Raw genomic sequence first — 17,639 nt, 5'->3', positions numbered from 1 at the left:
TTATTAACAAATAATTAATCAAATTAATAATTTATTAAGTTTTGTTTAGTTATCCTTGAAGCTTTTTTTTCCGATCCCTGGCCACGCGAGAGATTTTATTCCAAGTACCCATCAACCCCATCGCACTTCGCATTTCTTTGATTGTCGCTTGAGAAATGTCATGCATTTTTTCTGTTCCCTCATAAATAATTTCTTCAACAAGTCCCTTATCTTCTTCAAAAATTTTCCGTTTTTCGCGAATCGGATCTAAAAATTCATTAATCGCAATAATCAATTTTTCTTTTACTTCTACATCTCCTACCCGCCCTTCTCGATACCGTTTCTTAAGGTCTTCAATTTCATCTTGCCGACAGTTAAACAACGCATGGTAAATAAAGACTGGGTTTCCTTCTACTGTTCCTGGCATATCTGCGCGAATGCGATTCGGGTCTGTAAACATTCCCCTAACTTTTTTCTCAACAGCTTTTGCATCATCTGCCAGGAAAATTGTATTTCCTGCCGATTTGCTCATTTTCCCTTTACCATCTGTTCCTACAAGAGTAGGAGTTTGACTTAATAACACTTCAGGTAAAGGAAAGACATCTCCATAAAATTGATTAAAGCGTTTCGCTATATCACGCGCAAGCTCAATGTGAGCTTCGTTATCTTTCCCGACGGGAACTAAATGAGCCTTTGGCATTAAAATATCGGCTGTTTGCAATATAGGGTAACCAATAAGACCAAATGGCATATTGTCATTATCTAGGTGAGCATTTCGAGCCATTTCTTTGAGACTTGGCAAACCTGTTAAACGATTAAGTGAAATGAGCATCTCAAAAATTAAATTCATCTCATAAATGGCAGGAATAGCGGACTGAAGATAAATCGTCGACTTCTTGGGATCGATTCCACACGCCAAATAGTCTATCACCATTGTCCGCACATTTTCACGAATCTGTAGAATTTCTTCTTTAGAAGGTCTTGTCGTCAACGTGTGAAGATCAGCAATAATAAAATAACATTCATAACTATCTTGTAAAGCAATTCTATTTTTTAAGGAGCCGACATAATGCCCTAAATGCAGAAGACCTGTTGGACGGTCTCCTGTTAAAATCCGTTTTTTTTCTGTCATACGATATATTCCGTTTATCCTACATTTTATTAAAAATTTCCATTCCAATCACGCCTAATGACACAAGTAATGCTAAGATTAAAGCTATTTTTCCTCCAGGAGCTTTAAAAGTTGAAGGCAATTTTAAATGATAACGTCCACGCCAAACCATTAAAATAGGAATCAAGCCAAGTAAGGTAACAACTCCAAATGCTCCAGCGTATTCTAAGGCATTTAAAAACGCCCGTGGATCTGTTAGAGTTAGAAGAAGAGGAGGAATAAATGTCAGTAAATAAAGAACAAATCTTCCTTTATTTGATTTTTGAATTTTCAATCCGTCAGATAAAAAATCTCGCAAACTCAATGAGACCCCTAAAAATGAAGTTAGAATGGCAAAAAGGGAAAACAATCTTGCTAAAAGAGAAAGTTCAGATTGATCAAGTAATTGACTCATTAAAGTGGCCCCATCTAAACCTTTTTCATATCCCATTAACAACCCATTTTCTCCCTGCAATGGAATAATTCCAAGTGTTAGCAATTCCCAGCTAACGTAAATCAAAAGCGGGATGGCACCGCCGATTAAAATGACATTTCTAATTTGCTTGACATCTCGTTTCAAATAGTCAGTTAGGGTGGGAATAATAATATGAAAACCAAATGAGGTTGACACAATAGGGACTGCAATCCAAAGCGCATCCCACCTTTGATGTTTTAAAAGAATCGGTTGTATATGAGATGATAAAAAGAAAACCATGCAAACATAAGTCAAAACTAATCCGCCCATCAAAATTCGATTAACATAATCGACTGAACGAGCTCCTTTATAAACAAAAAAACCAAAAATTCCCAACAAAGGAAGAGGCCCTATCCAGCTTGGCAGATTCCATTCAGTAACTTGCCTTGCAAAATCAACAATGATATGACCTCCCCCCGCTACATACGCAGTTGTCAATGTATATAAAAGGAAGAGGTAAATCATCCAACTAATCGCTTGTCCACCTCTTCCAAGCGTTTTTTTAGCCATCGTAATCAGATTAGTATGCTCTCCCATCCATAAGTTAACCTCTAACATCAAAAGGGCTGTGAAAGTCATAAAAACCCAATAAATCACAAACAGAACAATCGAAGGAATAAACCCTGCAAATCCTGTTACAATTGGAAGAGCGAGCATCCCTGCTCCTATTGTCGTTCCAGCAACAAGGAGAATACCGCCTAATAAACGATATTTATCATTGGTCATTTCGCTACATCCTGAGTATTTATTAAATAAATTGAAGGGCCATAATCCATAGAGAAAATAGAATGACGCCAATTAAAAGTGGCTTCCCTCCGGGAACAATTTGAGGTAAGTTAATCTTTTTTGTATAACGACCTTTCCAAACCATGAGAGCCGGCAAGATACCAAAAAGAATCACGGCTCCAAATCCTCCAGCATAATTTAAAGCCGACAAAAAAATCCTAGGGTAAACTATAGAACAAACGAGTGGAGGAACTAGTACAAGCCCTGCTAAAAGCATTTTACCTCCGGCAGTTTTTTGAATATTTAATCCATCTGCTAGAAAGTCAACAAAACTAATAGCTACGCTTAAAAAAGAAGTGACTATTGCAAAAAAAGCAAAACCTTGTGCAACATCGAGAATCCAAGAAATTCCTACCACATCTTTTAAAGCTTCTGTGGCTATTTCCCCTTTATCTAAAGCTTCTTTAAATTCTCCAAGAGGAACCAATCCTAAAATTAACCATTCCCAAGCTAAATAAATCACTAAGGGAATGGCGCTTCCAATCAAGATAGCCTTTAAAAGAGTTTTTCGATCGCTGTTAAGATAGGTTGTTAAACTAGGGATCAAATTATGAAACCCAAAAGAAACAATAACTGCTGGAAGAACTAAAGTCGCGGCATTCCAATCTTGATGTTTTAAAAGAGAAGTATCTATATAAGGGATTCCCGTTATCATTAAACAAACATAAGTCAAAATTAACCCACACATTAAAAATCGATTAAACCAGTCAACAGCCCCAATACCTAAATAAATGAGCACTCCAAAAAGTAAGCAAAACAAAACACTCCCTATCCCTTGGGGAAAAGAGTGATTGAACCCTTGTTCAACTAAATCTGAAACTAAAGATCCACTTGCCGCCACATAAGCCACCATTAGCGAATAAAAAAGAAAAAGAAAAACAAACCAACTCACACCTTTTCCTACTTCTCCCAAAGTTTTTTCTGCCATCGTAATAATACTAATTTCTTGGCCAAACCATAAATTCACTTCTAACAACAGAAGGCCTGTGCAAACCATAAAAGCCCAACAAGTCATAAATATGGCGACACTAGGGATAAAACCAGCCATTGCGCTCAACACTGGTAAGCCTAACATTCCAGCTCCAATGCAACAACCAGCCACTAATAAGATTCCTCCTAGGAGACTTCCCTTTTGGGTTGCATAAGTTTTCATATCTACCTTGTTTATGTTTTTTTATTGATTACTTTAGAAAAGAGGGAAATGCAAAAGAATGGGCATTAACGCCAAGCAAAGAAAAAGAAAGGAAAAAATGTGTACAAATGAAATAAGAGCATCATTATTGAATCGAAAATTTTTTTTATCGTTATATTAAATCACAAATGTCTACATTTTTTTTAGAATTTAGAAAAATTTTATCAAAAAGTTTGTTTTTTATCCATTTGAAACTTCTCCCTTATACCATATCAATCCTTCAATAATCGTTCGAAATTGATTAGAGGATCCATACTCAGCATGTAAAAAATAATCTCCGTTGTCTTGCTTTTCATAAACCTCAAACCCTTCAAAATTATTATCTCCTTTAAACTCCCAGGCAACTGTATTGTCTTGTCGCAGTCCTTTTCCGTTTACTTTTCCTGCGAATTCATTTTCAAATGAAATTTTAAAAGAATGAGGATGAATATTATAAAACGCAAAGGTATTAGTCACAGGTTCTTCAATTCCTAGCATTTCAACAATTTGTACAGCTCGAATGAAATTAACTGACTCTTGAATAATATGCCATCGTGTATAAAATTTGATAAATTCTTGCGAAGCACTAAAAGTAATTTTCCCTTCTCCTAGCCATAAACCTGGGGTAAAAATAAATTCAGGTTGAGTCATTGAACCTCTAAAATTAAAAATAAATTTGTCTGTCAAATAGTTATCATTTATTAAAACATAAACCTTCGGCTATAAATACTTTGTAAAATTCCTAAAGCCATCATCGTGGAAAGAATAGAAGAGCCACCATAAGTCACCAAAACAAGAGGTACCCCTGTAATTGGAAGAAATCCACACATCATTCCAATATTGACTAATATGTGCATCGCTAAATAAACAGTCACCCCAGCTGATAAAAGCCTCCCAAATGGATCTTTAGCAACTGCACTTACTTGAAAACTAAAATAAATCAAAGCGTAGTAAAGAACCATTAATAACAGCAATCCCAGCAAACCAAACTCTTCCCCGAAAGCTGGAAATACAGAATCTGTATAAGGGGCTGGGAGCCACCCCCTACCGCTAAACTCACTTTTTCTCCATCCCGTCCCTGTGATTCCCCCCAATGCAATAGCAGTAGCAGCCGCTTTTTGATGATGAGTGGCAGGATCAAGTCGATCGAATTGATAATCTTTTAGCACTTTTGTTGCATAAGGACGCAATGTTTCATGGGGTAGAACCCCTAAAAAAATCATTGCAACAAGACATAATCCCAGTCCTCCGCAAACTGTCATTGCTTTAATAATCGAAGGTCTTAAATCTCCAAAATAAAACATCACAAGTGTAATGGGAAATAAAACTAAAGCAGTTCCCAAATCAGGTTGTTTTAAAATGAGGATAAATGGAATTCCCACGATAATTGACGCATAAAAAGCAGTTCCCCAAGAATCGGCGACTGATCTACGTCTTTCTAAAAACCAGCTTAAAGTAATCACAACGACAAACTTTGCATACTCTGAAGGCTGAAAACTGATATTAATAAAAGGAATACGATACCAGCGATTCACTTTTTGAATCGAATCAGTAAAAAAAAGTCCTACTAAAGAAATTAACACTAAAACGTATAAAATCCAGGTCCATTCTCGTAATTTACGATAGTCAAAGCCCGCAAAAAAGAAATAAACAACAACTCCAATTGCGAACCATTGAAATTGCGATTTTACGATAGGTGTGACAAATAACTCTTCCGCATGATCTGTAGAAGGGTCAATTGTATACGATGAGACAACTAACAAGCTGATAATCATCAGACTTAAAATAACGGGAATAACCCTAAAGTCTAATCGAGCAAGATAACGAGGACTCCACATTTAAATATCACTATATAAATCGATAAAATAGTAAGATATCATGAAAATAGGTGAATCTACAAGGCAAATCATTTATTATGATAAAACGCTAGATTAAACATAGTTAATTTTTTGAAAATTTGTTGGCTTTCTAAGTAAAATTAATTCTATCAAAATGCTTATTCCGAATTTGCTCTATTTTTAATGATCATCTATTTTGTAACAACCTCATGAAATCATCTTGCTTGCATTACCATTTTGAAACCATAGGTTCCACCAACACTTGGGCAAAAGAAAATGTTGACCAAATAGATCCTGAGGGTGTCACTCTCATTTCTGCATCCGAACAAACTTTAGGGAAAGGTCGCTTTAAAAGACGCTGGCAATCTCCTATTAATCTAAATATTTATGCAACTTTTTGCTTTTATATAGATTCTAATCGTTCCGATTTTGGACATCTTCCACAACTTTTAGCTTTAGCTGCCATTCAAGTTCTGGAGGATTTAAATTTTCATCCAACTTTAAAATGGCCTAACGACATTTTACTCAACGGAAAAAAAGTCGCGGGAATTTTATGTGAAACAATGATGTTAGAGCAAAAACGGTGTATGATTAACGGCATAGGACTAAACGTTAATATGCCGACAGAGCTGCTTAACAAAATTGATCGGCCTGCCACTTCTCTTTTTAAAGAGCGAGGACATGAATTTGATCTTAATATTCTTTTAAAACAATTAGACGTCAAGTTTACAAGTTATTTATCTCATTTTCTAAAGCATGGTTTTGATGCATTTTTTCCTTCTTTTCAACTACGTTCAACCTTTAAACAAGGTCAATTTATTCAATTTAACCACAATCAAACCCTGCTTGAAGGAATTTTTGAAGGTTTACATCCAGATGGCTCAGTACAAATTAAATTATTGGATGGAACTTCAAAAAAATTTTATTCTGGAGAATTCATGTTTGAAGATTTCATATAAATTTTATAAAGACATTAAAAACTAATTAAATAAAAGTTTTATTTATAATAAACAAATCAAATTTGACAATTTAATTATTTAAGAATAAAATACTTTTTTGAAATAAGATAGATGTGACTTATGAATTTTTTTAACAGATTTTGTATTCGACAGTTAGACACATGAAAAAAAGAATTATTGGTTTAAGTGGGCAATATTATTTATCTAGAGGATTGGTTAAAATAGCTAGCGGCAGTGCTTAATTTAGTAAAAGCGACTGTTAAAGCGGCATTTATAGAATTAATAAGTGTCAGTCTCAATTTGTATGGTCTTAAGAAACGATTTCTTAAAATAGAACAACCAAATGAGATTACTTTAAACAAGTTTTGTTAATTTTTTTTGTCAAAGATGATTTGAATTAAATTATTATTAATAAAGAAATATGATGAGGTATTATGATTCAAGGGTTTTATAACACTGTAGTGGCAGATGTTGAATATTTAAATTTTTTCTTTCAAAAAAATCCTGAGCAAAGGTCATTTGATCTGAAAGTGAATTTGATAGCACTACGTTTTTTAAGTTTAGGCTTAATGGCTGTCGGTGTAATTAGAACATATACAGCTCTAACTTCAGCTTCTCCAACAATTTTTAGAGCTGTTAGTGGTTTTTTTGTTTTTGCTATTGGACATGATTTATTTGTCATAGGCCAAAATATGACAGAAGATGATGAAAATAAATTTGTCGGTTTTACAAACACCCTTATGAGTTCATTTAGAGATCTCGGTCATGCATTTAATGGCAATTCTCAAAGAGTTGGAGGAAGGGTATCTATTTTGACACGTAGAACATTTTTCCCCTCGTTTTGGAATTGTATTCTTCAAAATTCTTTTTCTACAAATACCTAAGCTTCGAGATAAATTCAATTAGGATTGAATGAAGTAGAATTTACGAAAATCCATCGCAAATTCTACTAATGTTGATGAAAAGTGGATAAGTCTGGTATTACCATAAGGCTTGCATGTAGCTTAGCCCTTATTATCTGTTGAATATAAGATAATGTTGTTCCTGTCGCCGAAAAACAAGAAGTGCAAGAACCTTGATACGCAATATGAAGTTCCCAATCGTTGACTAAATCTAAAACTACTACTCCTCCAGCATCTAACTCAATATAAGGTCGTACATCTCGATCTAATACTTCTTCAATCAAATTAATTTTCTGTTTTAAAGAAAGCTCAATCCATCCAGGATACCCCCCTTCTAAAACTTCTCCAATATCCAAAGGAGTCGGAGAAGCCACATAGCTAGAAGCAAGAGGAATGTCTAAACATTTTTCTGCCGCATTTTCCATCGCCCCTAAAATAATATTTAAATGTGGTGATGCCTCTTTAGGAAAAGCTGCTTCATCGGGTTTATCTCTCACTTGTTTATCGAGGAGATCTACACTAATTCGCTTAGCTTGATCATAATTTTTACCGATCACAAGTTCACATGCAACTTCAGCAGCTCCGATAAGTGCCGATTGTCCATAAGCTTGAAATTTAGCATCAACAATAATGCCATCATCGGGGTCGACAAGCCAATATAAAATAACAGAATTACCATCTGCTAATTTTCCTTCCCGCCCTTCAATTAAACGCATCGCTCTTTCTTCTGATTGTTCTTTATTAAAAAAACCCATACATCGTGGTTTATCAATTTTAGCTAGTAACTTTTTGCTATAACGTGTCCACGGAAAACTTTGAGTGAGTGTTTGCAAAGTCATATTAAATTTTTCTCTCTGTCTCAAATAATTTATAAGAAGTTCGATTCAACTGCCAAGCACTTTCAACAATCAATTCAATAGCTCGATCAATTTCTTCCTCTGTTGTATAGCGAGATAAACTAAATGAAACGGCGCTATATGCTAAATTTTCTTCTAGGCCACAAGCGCTTAATAGTAAGCCAAGTTGTTGAAAATTTCCCCCTCCAATATTCGCATAAACTCCTTTACGATTAAGATTGAACAGTAATGCCTCATTAGCAATGCCGGGAAACAAAAGAGTTGTGCAATGAGGCAATCGTTCACATTCTCTAAAACAAATTCTGGCTTGAGGATAAGCTTTCACAATCCCTGTTTCCAACTTATGTTTGAGTCTTGCTGTCTCAGTACAAAGTAAATCACGACATTCTAAAGTTTCTTTGGCAGCATAAGCTAGAGCCACTAACGATGCCATATTTAAACCTCCAGCCCGTAGCCCAGCTTGATCAGAACCTCCAGCAATCAATGGAGAACATTTAATTCCTTGTTTAATATATAATCCCCCCGTTCCTTTGGGAGCATGAAGCTGTTCTCCATTAAACGTCATAAAATCTACAGAAAGTTCATCAAACTCATAAAATAATTTACCCAATACATGCGTGGCATCTAAATGAAGACGGATGTCACGCTGTTTACAGAGCGCAATTATTTCTCCCAATGGCTGGACAACTCCTGTCAAACCATTAGCCCAAGAAAGAGAAATCAACGCAGTACGCGGTGAAATAGCCTCGGCTAGAGCTTCTGCAGTTACAATACCATATTGATTCGATTCAATTATTTTTGCAACGCAACCTAAGGGCTCTAAGCGTGCCATTGCCATTAACGCTGGTGCTTCATCAGCATTAGAAGTTAAAAATTGATTTTTGCCACTTGGGAGCGTGACATCTCTATAAACGGAAGAAATCACCTGATTAACAGCTTCTGCTCCTGAAGAGGTCAATACAAATTGATCTGCTTCTTGAGCTCCCAAAAATGCATAAAGAATTTTATAGCACTCTTTCAAGACTGGGTAAAGCTCTTGACCTTTTTGATGCGGTGCTGAGGGAAGACCCCAACGATCTGTTAAATAAGGCATCATTTGGCTAATTGATAAATCAGATGGACGACTAGTTGTACTGTTATCTAAATAAATAGGCAATTTAACCATGCTATTCTACTTTTGTTGTTTAATATATTCATCGTGATTGAAATCATAGATCACAGGAACCCCTGTTGCCAGTTCCAACTTAACGACTTGATCTGTTGTCAGCCCATCTAATTTCATGATAATCGAACGCAGGGAATTTCCGTGTGCAGCAATAAAAATATTTTTCTTCTCTTTCAAATGAGGGACAATGGTGTTTTCAAAATAAGGTATGGTCCGAGCTGCTGTCATTTGTAAACTTTCTCCATTTGGAGGGGGAACATCAAAACTTCGTCGCCAAATATGCACCTGCTCAGCTCCATATTTTTTAGCCATTTCTTCTTTATTTATTCCTTGTAATTCTCCATACATCCGCTCATTCAATTCCCAAGCACGAATGACAGGTATTGTCTGAGATTGAGATTCGGAACTATAAATACTTGCCCATTCTTCTAGTCGCCCCTCACCTGTGTGAAGAATAACAGGGACTTTACCAGATGTATGAACAGACATTGCCAACATTGCTGTCATTTGAGCACGAATTAAGGAAGAAGTAAAAATTAAATCAATAGGGTAATTTTTGATTTGTTTTCCTGCCTCTATAGCCTCTTCAATTCCTTTAAAAGACAGGGGAATGTCTACCCAACCAGTAAACAAATTTGCTAAATTCCACTGAGATTGGCCGTGACGCATCAAAATTAATTTAACCATTTACCTTTACTCCATCTAATCAAGAAATTTTCTTCCCCATTTTATTGATTTTTAATTTTTTAAGAACTATTATTAACAGTTCTTTCGTAAAAAGGAAGAAATAGAAAAAAGAATGCCATTTGAATCATAATTCATACTAATAAGAATTTACAAATTCTGCTCAAAAAATAGACGATTCAGTTTTATTCAATGTAATAGATCATTTTCTATAGGATTCATCTGAATCTAAAATTCAGATATCATCTTATTAACTATTAGTCAGGATTTTTGTGGAAACAAATCGATTAAGTAAAGTATTAGCTGCCGCAGGAATTGCTTCACGAAGAGCTTGTGAAGAATTGATTTTTCAAGGTCTCGTAAAAGTTAATGGGGAAGTCATTAAGGTTCCTCAAACAAAAGTTAATCCCGAAATTGATACAATTACTGTACGAGATGAAGTGATTAATAGAAAAGAAGACAAAGTTTACTACTTACTAAATAAACCTCCTGGTTATATCTGTTCAGCACGAAAAAATGGTCAAACAAAAATTATATTAGATCTTTTTCAAGGTGAGGACCGCAGACTTTTTACTGTGGGAAGATTAGATAAAGATACGCAAGGCCTACTCATTGTCACAAATGATGGCCACTTTGCAAATCAAATCATTCACCCTTCTGCCAATATTCAAAAAGAATATTTAGCAAAAACAGATCAAGAAATTTCTCATGAACATCTGATTGCTATTGCCAATGGAACTCTTGTAGAAGGAGTATTTGTAAAACCGATTAGAGTTCAAAAAGTACGTAAAGGAACCATTAAAATCATTATTGGAGAGGGAAAAAAACGAGAAGTGAGAATGCTTTTAAGTGCTGCAGGTTTAAAAGTACAAGAGCTTACACGTATTCGACTTGGTGGTTTACATTTAGGTCGCTTGCCAATTGGAAATTGGCGTCCCTTAACTGAAACTGAAAAAAAATCTATTTTTTCTAACTAAAATACTATGAAATCAAATAAATTACCTTCTACAGATTTCGAAACAGTGATGCCGCTGCTTATTAATGCTTGGCGTCGTTTTCATAAATTATCTGGCCCAGCTGACGCTTTGCAAACAAGAGAATTTCGCAGTGTTGTCTCAGCAGTTCAAACTTTGCAAAAAGGTTTAGAAACAGGGCGGGATTTGGTTGGACAAGACTATTTTTCTAAATCAGATCTTTTAGGTGCTTATCTTCTTTATCAATGGCCCATCCATTATCAAGAAGGATTGAGCGTCATCAATGAAATTCCCCAGACTCCCGTTCGCGTCTTAGATATTGGTAGTGGGCCTGGTGCGTTTTCTTTTGCAGCTCTTCACCATGGAGCAAGAGAAGTGATTGCTTTAGACAAAAATCAGACGGCACTTCAATTAGCAGCAGACGTCTGCGGAAGATATGGTTATCCCCTAACTATACGACGACATGATCTCAAAAACGATGATTTGCCTGTGGATGGAACTTTCGATCTAATTATTGTAGGACACTGTTTAGAAGAGTTATTCCCCGACACTCAAAAAAACTGGTTTGAAGCTCAAAAAACATGGATTCACTCCCTTTTAGAACGTTTGACCCCGCAAGGACATTTATTACTTGTTGAAAGCTCTTTACTGCATTCTAATCGCCGTTTATTAAATCTTAGAGATCACCTAGTTAAAGATCAAATAACTGTGCAAGCTCCATGCGTTTGGCGTGGAGAATGTCCATCTTTACAAACTAAAAATAGCCCCTGCTATGCGCAAAGAGAGCTGGAAAAACCTTATTTATTAAAAGAAATTCAACGAGCTGCCCAAATTAACTTAGGATCACTCAAAATGTCCTACGTCATTTTTAGAAGCCCACATGTTCATTGGCCAGACTTGCCACCTAAACAATTTTATCGTATTATTAGCCCCCCTATTGAAACACGAACAGGGACTCGTTATTATTTATGTGGAACAGATGGCAAAAAAAATTTAGGAACTCACCTCACTAAGCATCCTTTAGAATCAAAGGCTTTTGAATATTTAAAAAGAGGCGAATTGATTTCTATAGATCAAGCTTTAGAAAAAGGGAATTTATTTGATATTGTCGTTGGCACTAGGATTAAAGTAGAAGCTGCTTTAAATAAACCCTTGCCTGAAGAAAATTTACAAGATATTCCTGAATAACTATAAAACTTTGCAAATTTAAAATTTTCTTAATCTAATATTTATAGATTGCCTCTATTTTTATTTTCATTTATCAAAATTTTTTTAAAAATTAATTTCCAAATGAAAAGTTTAACGGACCGACCATACGTGATGAAAAACGAAGATGGCAAAAATCAAATTCCCCCTCATTCTTTGTCTCATGTTGTTGATATCCTAAAGACTGCAATTAAGAAAATCGATATTTTTACACAACCTGAAGCGTCTAGTTTAGAAGTCAAAGAGGACGGAAGTTTAATTGCGAAGAAAAAAAACCGCCTCGAAAAATTTCTAGGGTTTGCAAAGTCTTTTATGGGGCCCTTATTGTTTGCAACAATACGTCATCAACAAGAAAAAAAACTATATGATCTCAAGCAACAAATTTTGCAAGCAAGAGACGTTTTACAAAGTCACTCCTCATTAATTGAAAAATTAAAAACTGGAGATTCCTCACAGCAAAAGCTAGCCAATTCGGCTTTAGAAGCCATCCAACGTTATAATTCAATTTTAAAAAAAGATTATAAATCTTTAGCAAGATATGACTTCTATAATTATGAGCGTAATAATCTTTTATCCGATAAAGAAATTAAAGGACAACTGATTCAATTACCTCATACCGTTTCTATTAAATATGACGCGAGTGTTTATTCCGATAAAACTAAAACAACTTTGAAAGAATTAGGAATAGCATTTCAAGCTAACTCTTTTAAAAAAACGCATGCCGTTAAGCAAACTACGCATAAAAAAGCTGAACAATTCATGCTTGATACATTTCGCATGAAGGCGATTCGGATGATACAATCGCATCTTCCGCAATCCTATTCAACTGCTGAAATTTTACAACTCATTACTCAAAGCCCTATTAACTTGGAATTGGAAAATGAACTTGTATTAATAAGACAGCAATTAACTATAGGTCCAGGGTCTATTATTATATTATTTGGATCATTTAAGCAGTCTTCCGATTTAATGAGCATGCCTATTATTGATCATATTCAACTCTCTTCGGAAGCCACACATTCCGGGTTTCCCTATCCTTCTCAACACTGTGGATGGGCGTTAATAGATGAGTTAGTGCATGCCTATACTTTGAGAACAGAGCAAATCCCCTTATATAGACAAATTGAATCTCGCAAAAAAAAACTTTCCCAACTCTTATTATTTGATCCTGATTATATTGCTAAAAGCTATCAACAATTCAAACTCAAGCGAGAAAATTTTGATAAAAATAAAGCGATTATTTTACCTTTGCATAGGCAATTACAAGAAGCTATTTTAAAAGGTTGTTTTCTATTTACCGAAAACAACAAAAAAATACTCTCCATTTTTTATGAAAAAATTCATTCGTCTGTTTCCCCTTTCGATCTTCTCACATCTCTTCAAGAAGAAATTACAAGGAAATTTATTCAATATCCAGCTAAGCTACTGGAAGACGAGTGGTTAGAAGGTAATCAAACTCTTCTTCGTAAAGGAACTCCAGCTGAAAGATTCCAACAAGCTAAGACCATCCTAGAAACAAGCCGAGAACAAATGATCTCTGATATTTCAGATTTAGAAGAAAATGACATATCAGCTTATATCCGTCTTATCGGTTCGGCGCTTGGCAAAGCCTCTCAAAATATTCTTCTACAATACTTTTCTGAAAAAATCGGTTACGCCCCTCCTATGCTTAGCGATTTTGAAAGAAAGGTTCAGCTTTGTGCGTTCGAACAATTATTAGTTTTTCTTGATGATATGGAAAAACCTATTGACCTAACTACTGATTTTATTCAAGATTTGATACAAAAAACTCAAAAAGATCTGGCAATTTTTACACAAACAATAGATGAATCACCCGCGGAAGCTTTAATTAATGAGTTAGAAATTTATTTTAATTCTAGATACAATAGTATAGTTAAATAAAATTAAAATTTATTATAAAAATAATTCTATGTTTTCTTCCAATCTAAGGAAACCCTCTTAAAAACCCTCAGCGATAATGTATTAAAGCTATGGTTCAAAATTCCTCTTCCACTATACAATAGAAAATCCATTTTTTATCAATGTAGTATATTAACTCAGACCTAAATAAATCACATTTATTATCGCAATCTAAAAATAACATCTTTCCTTCAAGTTCACCTCAAATAGAAGCTTGGAACGCATTTTCTCCTATTTCATTAATTGCTAATCAAATTTTTTTTACTAAAAGTAAACTAAATAAAACTCCTCGTTTAAGTCAGGCACATTCAAAATTTTATCTATATTGGAAGAAACCATAACTGAAAAATGTGAAGAAGAATTGCCAAAAAGAATACCCCCCACCCTTGGCAGAAAAAAGTGATAAAGAATGACTTGAAAAAATTTTATATTTCCCGACAAAACTCTTAAGAAAAAGAAAAGCGGCAACTCTGCTTGAAGTAAGTAAAGAAAAAAATTTATAGTCTTCTAAAGACAAATCAGAAGAAAAAATTGCCACCTTAAATAAATAAGGTAAAAATTATTTTTAAAAAGGAGAAATATTTATTCCTTTTTAAGAGGATATAAAGAGACTAAAAATTTCCAACGAAAATTATTAACTGCTTGATTTTGTATAAAGGTTTGCATTTCTGCTTGAGAAGAGCGTGCAAATATTCGAATTTCCGAATCTAATAAACGATAGAGGAAATGGTTAGCTACTTGTTTATTTGGCAAATAGATTTCCAATACTTTTCGACACCGGTTAATGAGGTATTGCTTGCGAAATAAACGTCCTAAAGCTAATCCAACAAAAAAAATAGGGATTAACTGCAATCCTAGCATAAAAGTTGTGGCTAAAGAGATATTAGTCATGAGAAGAGCTAAGTTTGCTACCAAAATAACACCTAAAAGCAAAATAAATAACAAACTTTCTTTTGAAGATTGCACGATAGGTCCTAAAAAACGACGCAAACGAGAGGGAGAAGATTGATAGGCTAATATTTCTTCAAATTGCGGTTCTGTATACATCATGCGACCTACGTGAGCTAATTCATGAACCAACAATTCTTTGCGATTATAAATTCTTAGGTAATTCGGCCGCTCCTTAAATTGAGCTCGTAATTGCAAAAAAGCTGCTGTAGGAGTTTGCTCGTCTAATTGAAAAATCCACGCACAACCAGCATGCCAGGGAGCTAATTGATAGTTGTTAAAAAAAAGAGGGGGCCAATGAGGTGCTATTCCATAAATTTGCTTAGTCTCTTCGGCTGCTTCTTGCAACATAACTTGGGATGCAAGATCGCTTTCTTCAAAGGGAATATCAGGTTCGGTATTTTGAATGAGTTTTTGCTTTAAATTTTCGCAAAAAGCAACACGTTGATTAAAATTTACTTCAGATTCTTCCGGGCCAGGAATAAATCCTTCTTGATTCCATCTTTCCCAATCATTGTGTTTATTTAAGTTACTCATAAAAATTTCTTAATTTACTGTCAAAATTTTAACATTTAATCTCATAAGGTTATAATGAATAGATCGATAGAAATCAAATATCCCTTATTGAAATCCCCTTAAAAAATCACCATTGAAGAGAAAAATGACATTTTACTTGAAAGACGAGTGGCTTTATGGCAGGCTAGAACTGTTTATTTCCCAAAAATGAGCAGATTTGAGGATCCGTTATGCTAACAGATGATTATGAAGAATTCACTGAATCGCAAATTCAAACATTAAAGCGATATGTTACCAATACATCTAGTCATGTTTTCGCATTGAGAAATTTACCCGAAGTCATTAAAGGCGCGCTTTTTTCGCGTTATTCGCGATCTAGTCTGGGATTAAGAAGCTTATTACTTAAAGAATTCATTTCTAACAATGATGAAACGGCGTTTGAAGATATTGTTGGAGTAGCTTTCAAAGAAGAAGAGAAACAACAAACTCATCAAAGTGAGGCCATTAGAAAAGCGCAAGCTTTTTACGATCGAATTTTAGATGGTTATGGAGATGACTCAATTGGCGAATTAGGAGGAGCTCATCTAGCGATTGAAAATGTTTCTATGATGGCCGCTAAACTGATTGAAGACCATCGTATTGGAGGATCTCCTCTTGAAAAATCGACTCGCTATATTTATTTTGATCAAAAAGTGAATGGAGAATACCTTTTCTATCGAGAACCAATTTTAATGACTTCAGCTTATCGCGATAGTTATGTGCAAACCTGTAATATGTTATTCGATACGTATAGTCGTTTAATTCCTCCAATGACAGCTATTATTGAACAACGATTCCCCAAAGATCCCTCTATTTCCAAAACCGCTTATACAGCCGCGTTGCGAGCTAAAGTTTTAGACTGTTTACGAGGCTTACTACCTGCCGGAACCCTTACCAATATGGGAATTTACGGAAATGGTCGGTTTTTTGAACATCTTATTCACAGAATGAATTGTCAAAATTTGGCAGAATTACAAGATATCGCTAAAAGAAGTCATCAAGAGCTTTCTAAAATTATTCCTTCGTTTGTACGCCGCTCAGATCCAGCCCATCGTACGCATCAAAGTTACGCCCAGTTTTTAGAAACAATGCAATCGGAGCTTAAACTAATTGCCGAACAATATCTTGGTAAATGTGATCGATCACTTCAACCTGGAGTTCGTCTGGTTTCTTCCGATCCAGAAGCTGTTACTAAGGTCGCTGCTGCTCTTCTGTTTTCACTAGGGGATAAAGGATTTGCAGACATTTGGAATCAATGTAAGCAGTTGTCCGATGAAGAGCTCGCGCGAATTTTAGATGCCGGCTGTAATGCACGTGAAAATAGGCGACAAAAATCTCCAAGAGCTCTCGAACATGCTGAATTTACTTTCGAAATCATCTCAGATTTTGGCGCTTATCGAGATTTACATAGACATCGCATTTTAACGCAAGAACGACAACTTCTTTGTTGCGACTACGGATTTTATATTCCTCCAGAAATTCAAAACACTCCTTACGAAGAAGCATATTGTCATGCACTCAACCAAGCTAAAGAAGTTTTTGATTTGATTTCAAGCGAACTCCCTGAAGAAGCTCAATATATCGTTCCAATGGCGTATAATATTCGTTGGTATTTTCATGTGAATTTGCGTGCACTTCAGTGGCTTTGCGAATTACGTTCTGCTCCAGCAGGTCATCCAAGTTATCGCCATATAGCTCAAACAATGGCTAGACTAACATGTGAAGCCTTTCCCGCTTTCGAAAGATTTTTTAAATTTGTCGATTACGAAGGATACGAATTAGGAAGACTCGATCAAGAACAAAGAAAAATTGATAAACAACAATCTCTTCTTATTTAAGATGAGTTGAAAATGATCGGTGGTTATGGCTTGTCTTCCATAAAAAAATTGCCAAGTGCTTGCTAGGCTAGTGGATCCTCGAGATAAAAAACCGCTGGGCTTCTTTTTGCAAAACGGCTTGAATCCTTAAAAAAATAAGCCTTCTATTTCGCTGATCAATTTAATGTTTATTGGGAAACTATTTCTTGGAGCCAACATCAACCCAGTTAGCAAGCCATCTGGTCAGACAAGC

At 35.2% G+C, this 17,639-nt stretch carries 15 protein-coding genes and 1 pseudogene; 7 read left to right on the top strand and 9 right to left on the bottom strand.

The window, feature by feature from the left end; all coding sequences use genetic code 11:
* Positions 1 to 49: 49 nt before the first annotated feature.
* From trpS to TY19_RS03710, 5 genes are all read right to left on the bottom strand, one after another.
* Positions 50 to 1,111 carry a tryptophan--tRNA ligase gene (trpS, locus tag TY19_RS03730; RefSeq protein ID WP_042280329.1) on the bottom strand — a complete coding sequence of 354 codons (1,062 nt, stop codon included), beginning with the start codon at positions 1,109 to 1,111 and terminating at the stop codon, positions 50 to 52.
* 19 nt (positions 1,112 to 1,130) lie between these two features.
* Positions 1,131 to 2,330, bottom strand: coding sequence for an amino acid permease (locus TY19_RS03725; RefSeq protein WP_042280328.1), 1,200 nt, complete (start codon positions 2,328 to 2,330; stop codon positions 1,131 to 1,133).
* A 22-nt stretch (positions 2,331 to 2,352) separates the two neighbouring features.
* Positions 2,353 to 3,543, bottom strand: a complete 1,191-nt coding sequence (locus TY19_RS03720) for an amino acid permease (RefSeq protein WP_042280326.1) — start codon at positions 3,541 to 3,543, stop codon at positions 2,353 to 2,355.
* A gap of 219 nt (positions 3,544 to 3,762) precedes the next feature.
* On the bottom strand, positions 3,763 to 4,212 hold the full coding sequence (locus TY19_RS03715; RefSeq protein ID WP_042280325.1) for a hypothetical protein: 450 nt from the start codon (positions 4,210 to 4,212) through the stop codon (positions 3,763 to 3,765).
* Positions 4,213 to 4,262: 50 nt separating this feature from the next.
* Positions 4,263 to 5,399: an FtsW/RodA/SpoVE family cell cycle protein gene (locus tag TY19_RS03710; RefSeq protein ID WP_042280323.1), complete on the bottom strand. Its 1,137-nt coding sequence runs from the start codon at positions 5,397 to 5,399 to the stop codon at positions 4,263 to 4,265.
* A gap of 209 nt (positions 5,400 to 5,608) precedes the next feature.
* Between TY19_RS03710 and TY19_RS03705 the strand changes: the two genes are divergently transcribed.
* Positions 5,609 to 6,358, top strand: a complete 750-nt coding sequence (locus TY19_RS03705) for a biotin--[acetyl-CoA-carboxylase] ligase (protein ID WP_052354758.1) — start codon at positions 5,609 to 5,611, stop codon at positions 6,356 to 6,358.
* Positions 6,359 to 6,792: 434 nt separating this feature from the next.
* The gene (locus TY19_RS03700) at positions 6,793 to 7,242 is read left to right on the top strand and encodes a hypothetical protein (protein WP_042280321.1); all 450 of its coding nucleotides are present in this window, start codon (positions 6,793 to 6,795) and stop codon (positions 7,240 to 7,242) included.
* 65 nt (positions 7,243 to 7,307) lie between these two features.
* On the opposite strand, the gene TY19_RS03695 is transcribed toward TY19_RS03700, so the two are convergent.
* From TY19_RS03695 to TY19_RS03685, 3 genes are read right to left on the bottom strand one after another with little or no spacing between them, the layout of a single operon-like run.
* Positions 7,308 to 8,099, bottom strand: coding sequence for an iron-sulfur cluster assembly scaffold protein (locus TY19_RS03695; RefSeq protein WP_042280319.1), 792 nt, complete (start codon positions 8,097 to 8,099; stop codon positions 7,308 to 7,310).
* 1 nt (position 8,100) lies between these two features.
* Positions 8,101 to 9,282, bottom strand: a complete 1,182-nt coding sequence (locus tag TY19_RS03690) for a cysteine desulfurase family protein (RefSeq protein ID WP_193354018.1) — start codon at positions 9,280 to 9,282, stop codon at positions 8,101 to 8,103.
* 6 nt (positions 9,283 to 9,288) lie between these two features.
* Positions 9,289 to 9,969, bottom strand: a complete 681-nt coding sequence (locus TY19_RS03685; protein ID WP_011174711.1) for a 2,3-bisphosphoglycerate-dependent phosphoglycerate mutase — start codon at positions 9,967 to 9,969, stop codon at positions 9,289 to 9,291.
* Between the two features lie 269 nt (positions 9,970 to 10,238).
* Between TY19_RS03685 and TY19_RS03680 the strand changes: the two genes are divergently transcribed.
* The 3 genes from TY19_RS03680 (at position 10,239) to TY19_RS03670 (ending at position 14,048) form a co-directional block, all read left to right on the top strand.
* Positions 10,239 to 10,943 (top strand): pseudouridine synthase, encoded by a 705-nt coding sequence (locus TY19_RS03680; RefSeq protein WP_042280316.1) that lies wholly within the window; start codon positions 10,239 to 10,241, stop codon positions 10,941 to 10,943.
* Between the two features lie 6 nt (positions 10,944 to 10,949).
* Positions 10,950 to 12,128: a small ribosomal subunit Rsm22 family protein gene (locus tag TY19_RS03675; protein WP_011174709.1), complete on the top strand. Its 1,179-nt coding sequence runs from the start codon at positions 10,950 to 10,952 to the stop codon at positions 12,126 to 12,128.
* Between the two features lie 132 nt (positions 12,129 to 12,260).
* Positions 12,261 to 14,048: a hypothetical protein gene (locus TY19_RS03670; RefSeq protein WP_042280314.1), complete on the top strand. Its 1,788-nt coding sequence runs from the start codon at positions 12,261 to 12,263 to the stop codon at positions 14,046 to 14,048.
* Between the two features lie 600 nt (positions 14,049 to 14,648).
* Here the strand turns inward: TY19_RS03670 and TY19_RS03665 are convergent.
* Positions 14,649 to 15,551: a hypothetical protein gene (locus TY19_RS03665; RefSeq protein ID WP_042280312.1), complete on the bottom strand. Its 903-nt coding sequence runs from the start codon at positions 15,549 to 15,551 to the stop codon at positions 14,649 to 14,651.
* A gap of 209 nt (positions 15,552 to 15,760) precedes the next feature.
* Between TY19_RS03665 and TY19_RS03660 the strand changes: the two genes are divergently transcribed.
* Together TY19_RS03660 and TY19_RS19515 are read left to right on the top strand one after the other, a co-directional pair.
* The gene (locus TY19_RS03660) at positions 15,761 to 17,407 is read left to right on the top strand and encodes an FAD-dependent thymidylate synthase (protein ID WP_042280310.1); all 1,647 of its coding nucleotides are present in this window, start codon (positions 15,761 to 15,763) and stop codon (positions 17,405 to 17,407) included.
* Between the two features lie 8 nt (positions 17,408 to 17,415).
* Positions 17,416 to 17,639, top strand: a pseudogene (locus tag TY19_RS19515) (IS1 family transposase); the annotation flags it as partial.

The organism is Candidatus Protochlamydia sp. R18 (assembly GCF_000648255.1).
In the GTDB taxonomy this organism is placed as follows: domain Bacteria; phylum Chlamydiota; class Chlamydiia; order Chlamydiales; family Parachlamydiaceae; genus Protochlamydia; species Protochlamydia amoebophila.
The sequence above is the reverse complement of the archived record's forward strand: the minus strand, read 5'-3'. Positions and strand labels throughout refer to the sequence as shown.

Coding starts and splice junctions, on each gene's coding strand:
- trpS (WP_042280329.1), bottom strand. CDS start 1,111: ATGACAGAAAAAAAACGGATTTTAACAGGAGACCGTCCAACAGGTCTT.
- TY19_RS03725 (WP_042280328.1), bottom strand. CDS start 2,330: ATGACCAATGATAAATATCGTTTATTAGGCGGTATTCTCCTTGTTGCT.
- TY19_RS03720 (WP_042280326.1), bottom strand. CDS start 3,543: ATGAAAACTTATGCAACCCAAAAGGGAAGTCTCCTAGGAGGAATCTTA.
- TY19_RS03715 (WP_042280325.1), bottom strand. CDS start 4,212: ATGACTCAACCTGAATTTATTTTTACCCCAGGTTTATGGCTAGGAGAA.
- TY19_RS03710 (WP_042280323.1), bottom strand. CDS start 5,399: ATGTGGAGTCCTCGTTATCTTGCTCGATTAGACTTTAGGGTTATTCCC.
- TY19_RS03705 (WP_052354758.1), top strand. CDS start 5,609: ATGAAATCATCTTGCTTGCATTACCATTTTGAAACCATAGGTTCCACC.
- TY19_RS03700 (WP_042280321.1), top strand. CDS start 6,793: ATGATTCAAGGGTTTTATAACACTGTAGTGGCAGATGTTGAATATTTA.
- TY19_RS03695 (WP_042280319.1), bottom strand. CDS start 8,099: ATGACTTTGCAAACACTCACTCAAAGTTTTCCGTGGACACGTTATAGC.
- TY19_RS03690 (WP_193354018.1), bottom strand. CDS start 9,282: ATGGTTAAATTGCCTATTTATTTAGATAACAGTACAACTAGTCGTCCA.
- TY19_RS03685 (WP_011174711.1), bottom strand. CDS start 9,969: ATGGTTAAATTAATTTTGATGCGTCACGGCCAATCTCAGTGGAATTTA.
- TY19_RS03675 (WP_011174709.1), top strand. CDS start 10,950: ATGAAATCAAATAAATTACCTTCTACAGATTTCGAAACAGTGATGCCG.
- TY19_RS03670 (WP_042280314.1), top strand. CDS start 12,261: ATGAAAAACGAAGATGGCAAAAATCAAATTCCCCCTCATTCTTTGTCT.
- TY19_RS03665 (WP_042280312.1), bottom strand. CDS start 15,551: ATGAGTAACTTAAATAAACACAATGATTGGGAAAGATGGAATCAAGAA.
- TY19_RS03660 (WP_042280310.1), top strand. CDS start 15,761: ATGCTAACAGATGATTATGAAGAATTCACTGAATCGCAAATTCAAACA.